Source organism: Xanthomonas bonasiae (genome assembly GCF_014836395.1).
Lineage (GTDB): Bacteria > Pseudomonadota > Gammaproteobacteria > Xanthomonadales > Xanthomonadaceae > Xanthomonas_A > Xanthomonas_A bonasiae.
In genome coordinates this window covers 220,413-232,430 of record NZ_JACSQX010000005.1, presented here as the reverse complement: position 1 = coordinate 232,430, position 12,018 = coordinate 220,413, and the positions used below count along the sequence as shown (strand labels likewise).

Annotated in this window: 10 protein-coding genes; 2 read left to right on the top strand and 8 right to left on the bottom strand. The window is 70.9% G+C overall.

Annotated elements, in window-relative coordinates; translation table 11 throughout:
- Positions 1-34: 34 nt before the first annotated feature.
- Complete coding sequence (locus H9658_RS09855) at positions 35-1,204, bottom strand: nitrate/nitrite transporter (RefSeq protein WP_191825325.1); 1,170 nt, start codon at positions 1,202-1,204, stop codon at positions 35-37.
- Between the two features lie 433 nt (positions 1,205-1,637).
- On the opposite strand from H9658_RS09855, the gene H9658_RS09850 reads away from it, so the two are divergent.
- Entirely contained in the window at positions 1,638-2,744 is a 1,107-nt protein-coding gene (locus H9658_RS09850; protein WP_191825214.1) for a hypothetical protein, read from the top strand.
- Between the two features lie 304 nt (positions 2,745-3,048).
- Here H9658_RS09850 and H9658_RS09845 read toward each other — a convergent pair whose 3' ends face one another.
- Both H9658_RS09845 and H9658_RS09840 read right to left on the bottom strand, forming a co-directional pair.
- Positions 3,049-4,164, bottom strand: coding sequence for a CmpA/NrtA family ABC transporter substrate-binding protein (locus H9658_RS09845; RefSeq protein ID WP_191825213.1), 1,116 nt, complete (start codon positions 4,162-4,164; stop codon positions 3,049-3,051).
- A gap of 7 nt (positions 4,165-4,171) precedes the next feature.
- Positions 4,172-4,744 carry an ANTAR domain-containing response regulator gene (locus H9658_RS09840; protein ID WP_100225477.1) on the bottom strand — a complete coding sequence of 191 codons (573 nt, stop codon included), beginning with the start codon at positions 4,742-4,744 and terminating at the stop codon, positions 4,172-4,174.
- A gap of 93 nt (positions 4,745-4,837) precedes the next feature.
- Here H9658_RS09840 and H9658_RS09835 point away from each other — a divergent pair, with 93 nt between their 5' ends.
- The gene (locus H9658_RS09835) at positions 4,838-5,824 is read left to right on the top strand and encodes an NAD(P)-dependent oxidoreductase (RefSeq protein ID WP_191825212.1); all 987 of its coding nucleotides are present in this window, start codon (positions 4,838-4,840) and stop codon (positions 5,822-5,824) included.
- A gap of 27 nt (positions 5,825-5,851) precedes the next feature.
- Here H9658_RS09835 and H9658_RS09830 read toward each other — a convergent pair whose 3' ends face one another.
- The 5 genes from H9658_RS09830 to H9658_RS09810 all read right to left on the bottom strand — a co-directional run bounded on the left by H9658_RS09830 (position 5,852) and on the right by H9658_RS09810 (position 11,977).
- Positions 5,852-7,120, bottom strand: a complete 1,269-nt coding sequence (locus H9658_RS09830; protein WP_191825211.1) for an MFS transporter — start codon at positions 7,118-7,120, stop codon at positions 5,852-5,854.
- Positions 7,121-7,290: 170 nt separating this feature from the next.
- Positions 7,291-7,941 (bottom strand): hypothetical protein, encoded by a 651-nt coding sequence (locus H9658_RS09825; RefSeq protein WP_191825210.1) that lies wholly within the window; start codon positions 7,939-7,941, stop codon positions 7,291-7,293.
- Between the two features lie 94 nt (positions 7,942-8,035).
- Positions 8,036-8,836, bottom strand: coding sequence for a hypothetical protein (locus H9658_RS09820; protein ID WP_191825209.1), 801 nt, complete (start codon positions 8,834-8,836; stop codon positions 8,036-8,038).
- Between the two features lie 376 nt (positions 8,837-9,212).
- Complete coding sequence (locus H9658_RS09815; RefSeq protein ID WP_191825208.1) at positions 9,213-10,553, bottom strand: sigma-54-dependent transcriptional regulator; 1,341 nt, start codon at positions 10,551-10,553, stop codon at positions 9,213-9,215.
- The gene (locus H9658_RS09810; RefSeq protein ID WP_191825207.1) at positions 10,538-11,977 is read right to left on the bottom strand and encodes a sensor histidine kinase; all 1,440 of its coding nucleotides are present in this window, start codon (positions 11,975-11,977) and stop codon (positions 10,538-10,540) included. Before H9658_RS09810 ends, H9658_RS09815 begins: the two co-directional genes overlap by 16 nt.
- Positions 11,978-12,018: the final 41 nt, after the last annotated feature.

Sequence of the window (12,018 nt, the reverse complement as noted above, 5' to 3'; positions counted from 1 at the left end):
CTTGTTCATGCGAGTCTCGCTTCGGTGGAGAGGATCAGACGCGCGCCGCGCCGGCCGCGGCCCATTGGCTGCGCCAGTGCTGCTTGACGTTGGACAGCAGGCCCCAGGCCAGCAGCGCGCAGCCGGCGAACAGCCACAGCCCCAGCGCATAGCTGCCGGTGTGCTGCTTGACGATGCCCAACCCCGCGGCGAGCAGAAAACCGCCGATGCCGCCGGCCATGCCGATCAGCCCGGTCATCAGCCCGATGTCGCGACCGAAACGCTGCGGCACCAGTTGGAACACCGCGCCGTTGCCGGTGCCCAGGCACAGCAGGGTCAGCACGAACAGCGCCACCGTCGCCGCCGGGCCGCCGACGCCGATCGCCGCAGCGGCGACCAGCAACGCCACCAGCAGATAGATCGACAGCAACGTGCGCGTGCCGCCGATGCGATCGGCCAGCGCGCCGCCCAGCGGACGCATCACCGAACCGGCCAGCACGCACGCCGCGGTAGCCCAGCCGGCCAGCTTCGGCGAGAAGTCGAACTGATCGTGGAAGTAGCCGGGCAAGGCGCTGGCGAACCCGGCGAAACCGCCGAAGGTGATCGCGTAGAACAGCATGAACCACCACGAATCGCGGTTGCCGACCAGCACCCGCGCGTAGTCGCCCAGATGCTTGCGCGGCACCTCCACCGGCGCGTCCTTGGCGAACGCCGCGAACACCAGCAAGGTCAACAGCAGCGGGATGCAGGCCAGCCCGAACACCGCCTGGTAGCCGAACGCGGTGGCCAGCACCGGCGCGAACAGCGCCGCGAACACCGTCCCGGAATTGCCGGCGCCGGCGATGCCCATCGCCGTGCCCTGATGCTGCGGCGGATACCAGCGCGAGGCCAGCGGCAGCGCCACCGCGAACGAGGCCCCGGCCACGCCCAGCATCAGCCCCAGCAGCAGCACCTGCGCGAAGCTGCGCACGCCCAGCTGCCACGCCACCGCCAGCGCCACGATCACCAGCACCTGCGCCAGCATCCCCGCGCGCTTGGCGCCGATCACATCGGCGAGCATGCCCAGGAACAGCCGCAGCACCGCCCCGCACAGGATCGGCACCGCGACCATCAGCGCGCGCTGCTGCGTATCCAGCTGCAACGCCGCGGCGATCTGCACCTGCAGCGGACCGAGCAGGTACCAGACCATGAAACTCAGGTCGAAATACAGGAACGCCGACAACAGCGTGGGCGTATGCCCGGCTTGCCAGAACGATCGGTTCATCCGCGCCATCTCCGAGAAACGTTGGGCCGCAGCGCTGCACACCACCCGCAGCGCGCGGTAGTCGAGGTGAGGGAAAAACGAAAACGGCGCCGTCCGGTTCGCACCGGAAGACGCCGTTGTCTGGGCAGATGGGCCGCCGTTGGCCCGCCTGCCGAATCGAGTTGGTGCGGACACCCCGTTGCGTCCGCGCTGGAGCTATCGCAATCGGCGTGCCAAGTGTTCGCGGCGGCGGCGGCGCGGCCGAATCATCCGAGAATTCAAGGCGTTGGCTAGTTCATCAGCAAGTTGCAGCGCCGCCGACCGCCGGCCGCGCCACGCGCCAACGAACACAAGTGGTGCGCAACGCACCTTTATTGTGCGTCGCGGCAATCGTGGCGAGTCGCGTGTGGTTGCCATGGACAAGGTACTGGAGGATTCGAACATGCCTTGCGTCCATGGCACCGAATCCCGATCCGCCGATGCTGGATGCGCCACGCCCCAGGCACTGCGATTCCAGCGCCACCACAGCATTCTCCAGCTCGCCGGCCAGCGCCATCCGGATGCGGCATCGCTAGCGTCCGCGGCGGCCGCACTTGGCCAAAAGCGGCTACCGCCGACAATCGTGCACTCCGGCTTGCTGGACCGCACGGGAATCGGCACGCTGCCGTCTTCCTGTCGGCCATCCTTTTTCCATCAGATGAAACACGCCCTGCTCGCCGTCTTTCTGCTCAGCCCTGCCGCGTGGGCGTGCGACAACCACCTGCCGCTGTCGGGCTCGGTCAGCGTGACAACCTGCTCGCCGAGCAAGGGGGCCGCCGGCTGCGTCTATTCGGCCCGGGCGCTTTACGACTACATGGAAGCCGTGCCGGACAGCGCTGCGAGTTTCACCATCGGCCTGCAGGCCAGCCCCTGGCGCATGTACGACGGAGAGTGGCGCATTCTCACCCCCCACGACCTCGCCGCGACCATTCGCGCGCAACGCGACGAAAACGTGCAGCGCGTGGAACTGCTGGCCTCGTGGACCGGCGTGTCGCCAGGGCCGGGCGTGCCGTCGCTGGCCGATCGCGTGTCCAAGGCATTGGACGGTTTTCCGGTGAAGGGCGAAGACGGCTTCCTGTGGCTTTCCAAGGACGGCTCACGCCGCACCACGCACCAGGCCTACACCGTGCGCGAAGGCGCCGGCTCCTATTTCCTGCCCGCTGGCGCAGAGCTGTTCGTTCCCCTGGTGGCGGGCTGGCCCACGTTCGTGGAGGGCGACATCGGCGATACCGACCCCACGCTGCTGACGCAGGCCGCGGCCGGCTGGGACGTCCTGTTCCTGTGCCCGGACAAGGCGCTGGCCGGCTTCGAACGCGCCGCCGCCAAGGGCAGCGCCATTGCCGCCTACAACGCCGCGCTCATGCGCTTGGAACGCGGCGGCGATGCCGACCGCACCACCGCGCTGGCGTTACTGGAACGCGCCGCAGCGCTGGGAGACGATAAGTCGCAGGCACGGCTGAAGATGGAACGCACGCAGCGCTAATTTTGCCGGGTGGACTGATACACACTGGTCACCCTGTCACCCCACGCCTGCAAGTTCGTTTCCCGCCCAAAGTAGCCATTGCCTCTTCCCGCATTCGCCAAACCTAACAGCGTTGCCCAGACCCGGCGGAGCTGCGGACGATCAGCTGTTGCGGCTCGCAGCGCAGCATCAACCTGCACACCACAGAATCGACGGCCATGAACCCGTGCCTCTGCGGGAGATCGCTTACGCAGAGCAAGAACGCGACGATATGCTCCTTGCCATACGCCGGATACCCAGTGCAAGACAACAGCGTGTTGCCTAGCTAAGCAGGCGCGCGCGCATCCCCCCAATCCGGCAACCCATCCTCGCGCTCGTCGTGCTCCGGTACCGCGATCCCCAACTGCGCAGCCGCCGCACGATACGTCTCCAACCGATGCACTCGCGCCACGATCTGCGCATCGTGCGCCGCCTCCTGCTCGGCGCCCACCTCGCTCGCCGGCAACCATCCCCAACGCCGGAACTGCTGCAGGAACCAACGCCCATCCGACAGCCACGGCATGTTCGCCAGGCCGCCGGCGTGGAAACGCAGACCCTGCGGATCGGCGCCATCGTCGGCGGCGCCGCCCGGCAGCAGGCACGCCGCGATGCGCTCGGCCGGCAAGCCGATCACCTCCGGATCGACCAGCCACGCCACCGCTTCGCGGCGATGCGCGGCATCGTCGAGCCAACGGCAGGCGTCCAGCAGCGTGGCGGTCAGTGCGGTCGCCAGTTCCGGCTGCAGCGCGGCGAAAGCGCGGCGGCAGGCCAGCACTTTTTCCGGATGGCCGGGCCACAGCTCGCCGCTGCGGATCGCGCGCCGGCCCACGCCCATCGCTTCGGCCTGCGCCGCCCACGGTTCGCCGGCGCAGTAGCCGTCCAGTTCGCCGCGCGCCAGCGCATCGGGCATCTGCGGCGGCGGCAGGGTCACCGCCTGGATGCCGCCGATCGGATCCACGCCCTGCGCCGCCAGCCAGTAGTACAGCCACATCGCGTGGGTGCCGGTGGGGAAGGTCTGCGCGAACACCGGCGCGCGGCCGAGCGCAGCCAGCGCGCTGCGCAGCGGCGTGCCTTGCGCCAGCGCGTCGGCCAGCGCCGGCGCCAGGGTGATCGCCTGGCCGTTCTGGTTGAGCGTGAGCAGGATCGCCATGTCCGCCTGCGGCCCGCCGATGCCGCATTCCACGCCGTAGACCAGGCCGGCCAATGCGTGCGCCGCGTCCAGTTCGCCGGACAGCAGTTTGTCGCGCACCGCCGCCCACGAGGCCTGCCGTTGCAGGTCCAGGCGCAGGCCGTGGCGACGGTCCAGGCCCAGCCGCACCGCGGCAACCAGCGGCGCGCAGTCGATCAGCGGCAGGTAGCCCAGGCGCAAGGTGCGCGGTTCGGGGTGCAGTGGTGCGCTCATCGCTTCCTCATCCCAGCAAGTCGGCCATCGCGAGGATGCGCTGGGCGACCTCGGCCAGCTTCAGTCCCTGTTTCATCGCCTGCTGCCGCAGCGCGGCGTAGGCCTCGTTCTCGCTCATCCCGCGCTTGTCCATCAGCAGGCGCTTGGCGCGGTCGATCTGTTCGCGGTCGCGCAGTTTGCCCTGCACTTCGTCCAGTTGCCGGCGCATGCCCGCTTCCTGCTCGAAGCGCGCCAGCGCCACCTGCACGATCGGCGCCAGCCGCGCCGGCGCCAGGCCGTCGACCACGTAGGTGGTGACGCCGGCGCTCACCGCGGCGCGGATCAGTTGGTCGTCGCCGTCGGCGGAGAACATCACCACCGGACGCGGCGCCTGCCGATGGATCAGCGCCAGTTGCTCGAGCGTGTCGCGCGAAGGCGAATCGACGTCGATGATGACCACGTCCGGCTGCTGGGTGGACACCGCCTTGAGCAGCGCCGGCGCCGCCGCCACTTCGTCCAACACCTCGTAGCCGGCGTCGAGCAGCGCCTGGCGCAGCTGCCCGATCGGCTTTTCGGTATCGTTGACCAGCAGGACGCGCAGCATTCGGGCCTGGCTAGCGGAAGTTGGCTGAGCCGCATGGTGCCATGCAACACGCGTCCGCCGCGAGCCGTCCCCCACCCCGCAGGAGTTTGCATGCCGCTGTATCCCTTGTTCGCCGACCTGGGCGGGCGCCGCGTGCTGGTGGTCGGCGGCGGCGAGGTGGCGATGCGCAAGATCGAGGCGCTGCTGCACGCTGGCGCGCAGGTGCTGGTGTACGCGCACGCGCTCAACGCCACGGTGGCGCAGTGGCTGGCGCAGGGCCGGCTGCAGCGGGTCGATGGCGCGTTCGATCCGCAATGGCTGGACGACGCCTGGCTGGTGGTCGCGGCCACCGACGACAACGCCTTCAACCGTGAACTCGCCGCGCAGGCCGGGCAACGCCGCAAGCTGGTCAACGTGGTCGACGACGCCGAGCTGTCCACGTTCCAGGTGCCGGCGATCATCGACCGCGATCCGCTGCTGGTGGCGATCTCCTCCAGCGGCGCGGCGCCGATGCTGGCGCGGCGCCTGCGCGAGCGCTGGGAAACCGAGCTGGACCATTCCTACGCGCAGTTGGCGCAGTTGTTCGCGCGCCACCGCGAGGCGATCCGCGCGCGTCTGCCGCAGCTGGCGCAGCGCCGGCGCTGGTTCGAACAGGTACTGGAAGGCCCGGTGCAGGTGCTGCTGCAGGGCGGGCAGACCCAGGCCGCCGAGCAGGCGTTCCACGATGCTCTGCAGCGCAGCGCGGAGGACGTGCCGCGCCGCGGCAGCGTGTGGCTGGTCGGCACCGGCAACGGCGATCCCGGCGCGCTGACGCTGAAGGCGCTGCGCGCGTTGAACCAGGCCGATCTGCTGCTGTGCGATCCGGCAGTGGACGCCGCGGTGCTGAGCCTGGCGCGCCGCGATGCGACACGCCAGCCGCTGCCGGCCGACGCCGACGCGCACCTGGCGTTGCTGATCGCGCAGGTGCAGGCCGGGCAGCGCGTGGTCAGCCTGAAACCCGGCGATGCGTTCCGCCAGTGGCCGCATGCACAGCTGGCCGCGCAACTGGCCGCTGCCGGCATCGCCTGCGACGTGGTCGCGGGCGTGGCATTGGACTGATCGGCGCGGCGCGGTCGCGACGGCGAATCAAGCCGGCGCTGGCGCCACAGCCCCCTGCGCCGTCGGCACCCCGGCCACCTGCAGCAACTGCTTGCGGAAACCCACCCACAGCGCCAGCGACAGCAGCGAGATGCCGCCGAGCAGCAGGAACGCGGTGCGGTAGCCGAAGTCCTGCGCGATCCAGCCGCCCAGCGCCGGACTCAATGCCGCGCCGATGCCCTGCACCGTCATCACCGCGCCCTGGCCGACGTTGACCCGGCCGGTGCCCTGCAGCAACCGCGCCACCAGCGCCGGCACCACCACGCTCTGCAGGCCGGCGCCGACGCCGTCGAGGATCTGCACCGGGAACACACCCCAGGCATGGATCAGGCTGGCCGCGATCAGCCCGCGCAACGGCAGCGCCAGGAAGGTCAGCAGCATCACCCACCAATGCCCGCGCACGCGGATCAGGCGCATCGCCAGCAGCGAGGCCACCACCATCGTCGCCTGCGCGACGATGATCGTGGTCGCGGTCAACGCACTGGGATCGCCCTGGTGCGCGGCGACCACGGCCATGCCGTACAGCGGCAGCATCGCCGCATTGCCGAGGTGGAACAGCGCCAGCGCCAACGCCAAAACCAGCAGCGGCTTGCAGGTCAGCAGCACCGACCAGCCGCTGGCGTGGTCCGCGCCGTGCGCGCCGGCGTCGGCCAGGCCGCGCGCGGCGCGATGGTCGATCGCATCGCGCGGGATCAGCAGCACCGAGGCGATCGCCAGCACGCCGAAGCAACCGGTCAGCGCGAACACCGCGCCGAAGCCGAATTTCCAGCCGAGCAGCCCGGCCAGTGCCGCCGCCACCACGTTGCCGGCATGGCTGCCGACCTGGTTGCGCGCGATCTGGTGATCGAACCCGGCCTGCCGCACCAGGCCCAGGGTGATGCCCGACAGCGCCGGGCCCAGTGCCGCGGCGGCGAGTGCGGTCATCACCTGCGCAGTCACCACGCCGGCGAAGCTAGGCGACCACCACAGCAGCGCCGAGGCCAGCAGGATCAACGTGCAGCCGACCACCACGATGCTGCGCTTGCGCCGGGTCGCATCGACCAACGCGCCGCCCGGCGTGGTCGCGAGCATGCCGGCGATGCCGCCGATGCTCATCACCGAGCCGATCGCCCCCAGCGACCAACCCTTGGATTGCAGGAACACGCTCAGGAACGGACCGAGCCCGTCCTGCACGTCGGCCAGGGTGAAGTTCAGCGCTTCCAGCGCGCGCGTGCCACGCGGGCGGGCACCAGGCGCGGCGGGCGCGGGCGCGCTCATCGCCGCACCGCCACGCGGGCGGAAACAAGCGGGAAACCATAGCGAGGCGCACAGCGAAAAAGCGACATGGCGAGGTCCTGAAAGCGCCGCCGCGGACACCGCGACGGACGCGAAACGATACGCGACGCAGGGGCCGCCGCGTCACCGCGACCGCCCCCGTCCTGCCCGGTTCAGTGCTTGGGTTTGGGCTTCGGCTTGTCGGCGTCGTGCGGCTTGGGCGGATGCGGCTTGGGCGCGATCGGCTGCAACGCCGACGCTTTCGCACCCAGGGCCTGCGCGTGGATCACCGTGCCATGCGGCGAAGCCAGTACGTGGCCTTCCACCGCCAGCGGCTTGCCCACCGCCAGCCATTTGGCCAAGGGCGCGGCGGCATGCGGCGGGAAACGCACGGTGCTGTCGTCTTCGAGCAGCGCGCCGTGCACCTGCCCGTGCGGGCCGTGCAGCAGCCGCGCGATCACACCGCTGTGCTGGGTCTTGGCGGGCTTTTCGTGCTTCTCGGGTTTTGCGGATTTCTCCGGCTTCTTGCCCGGCTTGTGATCGGCGTGCGGCCCATGCGGCCCGCGATCGGCGATGCGCTTGCCGCCGTCGGGATCGATCGCCAGCGCGACCAGCATGTCCACGCCGTAGGGCTTGAGTCCGCGCACGCCGAGCGCGATGCCCGGCTTGAGCGTTTTCAGCAACTGCGCCGACAGGTGCGGCGCGGTATGCACCTCGGTGCCGTCGTCGAGCAGCAGGCCATCGACCTCGGCCTTGGGATTGAGCAGGAAGCGGGCGAGCGTGCCGCGGGTTTCCGGCAGGTAATCGGGATCGACCCAATGCATAGCGTTACTCCAATGAACGTGGGGAACCGGCGTCGCGCCGGTAGCGACGCCCGCCGCGGCAAGCAGCGGGCGCCGGGTCACATGGCCAGGCCGATCAGCGCGGCGCGGGCGGCGGCACCGGCGGTGCGGCGGGTGCGGCGGGACCGCCCGGCGGCGGCGGCGCAGCCGGCGGGACCGGCGGTGCGGGCGGCGCGAACAGGGTGCGCTGCGAGGCGCGGTCGCGGCCGAGCTGGGTCGCCTCGAGCGCGCGACCGGCCGCGGTCGCCACGCCGAAACCGCTGACGCTCAGCGGCGCGCCGACGCGCAACAGCGTGCCGTACTGCACCGCCACGTGCGGCGGCATCCGTACCACGGTGCCGTCGCTGAGCAGCACCCCGGCGGTGTCGCCGCCCGGACCGTAGACCAGGCGTTCGATGCGGCCTTCGGCCTGCATCGGATTCAACGCCGGCGGGGTCGGCGGCGCAGGCGGGCCGGCCAGCGGGTTCGGCGGGCGGTCCACCACCTGCTTGCCGCTGCGACGCGCGCTGATCGCACTGGCCTGCAGCAGCGGCAGCGTGCCCAGGCGATAGCCCTGCACGGTCACCGCATCGCCGCGGCGCACCGCGGCCTGCAGGTCGGCCGACAGGTGCGGCGGGAAGCCGACCTGGGTGCCGTCGCGCAGCCACAGCCCATCGACGTCGCCGTTGGGATTGAGCATGAAGCGGTCGACCGTGCCTCGGACACTGACCTGCGCGGCGGCGATCGGCGCGGGTGGCGCAGGAGGTGCGGGCGGCGCGGGCGGCGGTGCGATACCGGCAGCGGCGGCGGCAGGGGCCGCGGGGGGAGCCGGCACCTGGGCGGCGGCGGTGGCGGCGGCGATGGCCAGCGAGAAAGCGAGTGCGCTACGACGGATCATCGGAAGTTCTCCAGGGCGGCGAGGGAGTCCGCCTGTATGGCTGTCATCGCAGCATCCGTGCCAAGTTTTAAGTTATTGATTTTTAAATACATAGCACTTGGAAACGGCCACGATGGGTGTCTGCGCTTCATCCACTGTCGTCCGCTTTGCGGACAGCTGTGGTGTCTGCGAGCGGACGCTTGGAGCGGTTGCTTCGTTTGCTGCCGGGTGCCGCTGGGGAGCGCTGTCTGGCGGATGGGGTTGTTCGGGTTGGCAGGCGCGTTGCGGGGAGTGTCTGTCGCGGCTGAAGCCGCTCCTACACGGGCGTTGCGGCTGCGATTGCGGCGGATATTGGGCGGGCGTCGGGCCGCGTCGTGGCTGGCCGGTGGCGCTGCGCCTAGCCCAGCCCGTAATCGTCGAGCTTGCGATACAGCAGTTGGCGGTGGATGCCGAGCCGGCGTGCGGCCTCGGCGCGATTGCCCTGCGCTTGGGTCAGTGCCGCCTGGATCATCTGCCTCTCCAGTTGCGCGATCGCGTCGGGCAGGGTCAGCGCCGGCGTCTCGGCGGACGTCGCCGCGGCATCGCCGGCCAACACCTCGTCCAGGTCGTGCGCCTCGATCGTCGGCGTGCGCACCAGCACCTGGCAGCGCTGCATCGCGTTGCGCAGCTCGCGCACGTTGCCCGGCCACGGATACGCGCGCAGCCGCGCCTGCGCCGCTGCCGACAGCGTGCGTGGCGCGCTGGCGCCCTCCTCGAGGAAATGCTGGGCCAGCAGCACGATGTCGTCGCCGCGCTCGCGCAGCGGCGGCAATTCGATCGGCACCACGTTGAGCCGGTAGCGCAGGTCGCTGCGGAAACGGCCGTCGGCGACCAACTGCGCCAGTTCGCGATGGGTGGCGGCGACCACGCGCACGTCCACCTTCTGCGCGCCGCGCCCGCCCAGTGGCGACACCTCGCCTTCCTGCAGGAAACGCAGCAGCTTGGCCTGCATCGGCAGCGGCATGTCGCCGATCTCGTCCAGGAACAAGGTGCCGCCGTCGGCTTCGCGGATAAGCCCGGGACGATCGGCGACGGCGCCGGAGAAGGCGCCCTTGCGGTAGCCGAACAATTCGCTTTCGATCAGTTCGGCCGGGATCGCCGCGCAGTTGACCGCGACGAACGCCGCGCCCGCGCGGGCGCTGGCGCGATGCAGCGCGCGCGCCACCAGCTCCTTGCCGGTGCCGGTCTCGCCGCTGACCAGCACCGGCAGGTCCGAGGCCGCGGCCAGGCCGATGCGCTTGTGCACGGTGCGCATCGCCGCGCTGTGTCCGAGCAGCGCGCCGGCATCCTCGGCCGGCGCCTGCGGCGCTGCCGCACTGCCGTCGCCGCCGGCATGCGCCTGCAGCGCGCGCTCCACCACCGCGACGATGTCGGCGCGGCCCACCGGCTTGACCAGGTGATCGAACGCACCGAGCTTCATCGCCTCGATGGTGTTGCTGCTGGAGGCGTAGGCGGTGAGCATCACCAGCGGTACGGCCGCGGCCTGCGCATGCGCCTGGCGCGCGCGCATCAGCGCGATGCCGTCCATGCCCGGCATGCGGAAATCGACGAAGGCCAGGTCGATGCCGCCGTCGCGCAATCGCGCCAGTCCCGCCTCGCCGTCGCCGGCGGCGATCACCTCGTGGCCGAACGAGCGCAGCGTGGCCTGCAGCGTGCTCAGGAAGGCGGTGTCGTCGTCGACGATCAGGATGCGCGCCATGGCAGTTCCAGAATGAAGGAGGTGACGCCGTCGTGGTGCGCGTAGCGCACCTCGCCGCCGTGCGCGCGGGCGATCTCGCGCACCAGCGCCAGGCCCAGGCCGTTGCCGTCGCTGCGGCCGCTGGCGAAGGGCTCGAACAGGTGCGCGGCCACCGGCGCGGGCACCGGGGGGCCTTGGTTGGCCACGGTCAGCCGCAGCAGGTCGGCGTCGGCTGCGACCGTCAGCGTCGCCGCGGTGCCGGGCGCGGCGTGCTGCAGCGCGTTGCGCAGCAGGTTGTGCAAGGCCCGCGCCGCCTGCTGCGGATCCAGGATCCATTCGCTCGGCGCCTCCGCCAATTGCAGTGCGATCGGCGGCGCCAGCGGATCCCAGTCGGCCGGATTGAGCAGCGCCTGCAACCACGGCTGCAACGCCACCGTCTCGCGCTGCAGGCGGATCGGCTGGACCATGCCCAGCAGGCTTTCGACCACGCCGTCCAGGCGCTGGATCTGCGCCAGCATCAGTTGCGCCTGCGCCTCGTCGAAACCACCCTCGCCGGCGGCGATCTGGTTTTCCAGGGCCAGGCGCAAGGTCGCGATCGGGTTGCGGATCTCGTGCGCCACGGTCGCGGTCATGCGCCCGAGCGCAGCAAGCCGTTCGTGCCGCGACAGTTCCTCGCCGAGCCGGCGCGCTTCGGCCAGGGCCTGCACGCTGCGCTGCGCATAGTCGGTGACCGCCGCGCCGAGGCGGTCCAGTTCCGGCGCGCCGGTGGCCGGAATCGTCGGCACCTCCGCCGGCGTCGCCAAGGCCTGCTGGATGCCGTGCAGGCGCTGGCTCCAGCGCCGCACCACCCATCCCAGCGCGATGGCCGACACCACCACCAGCGCCAGGATCAGCGCCACGCCCACCGCCAGCGGACGACTGGCCGAGGCCTCGCCGGTGGCAGTGACCCGCGCCATCGTCCACGCCGCGGTGCTGCGATCCAGCGGGCAGGCCGCGATCAACAGCGTCTCGCGCTGGCCATCGCGGCGGTAGTGCACCGCCTGCTGCTTGGCGACACCGCGCTGCGCAGTAGCCACGATGGCGCTCTGTTCGGCGGTCGGCACATCGGTCTTGTGGTCGCTGCCGTCGTAGGTGGGATAGGCATAGGCGACGAAACCGCGCTGCCGCTCCCACACCCCGCCTTCCACGCCCGCGGCGTCGGCCAGCACCAGTTGCAGCACCACCGCGGCCAGGCCGGCGCCGTCGCTGCCGCGCGCCGCGGTGCTGGCGCCGTTGTAGCGCTGCACGATGCGCGCGCATTCGCCCTGCAACCGCGCCTGCGCCTCGCTGACGCGCACGCCCTCGCTGTGCCGGTACAGGCCGAACAGCACCACCGCCATGCCCACGCACGCGGCGAGGATGACGATCCAGATCAGCAGCAGCTGCCGCAACAGCGAACGGGGCATGGTCCACCGGGGGACGCGAAAATTGAAAGATAGCAGCGCGC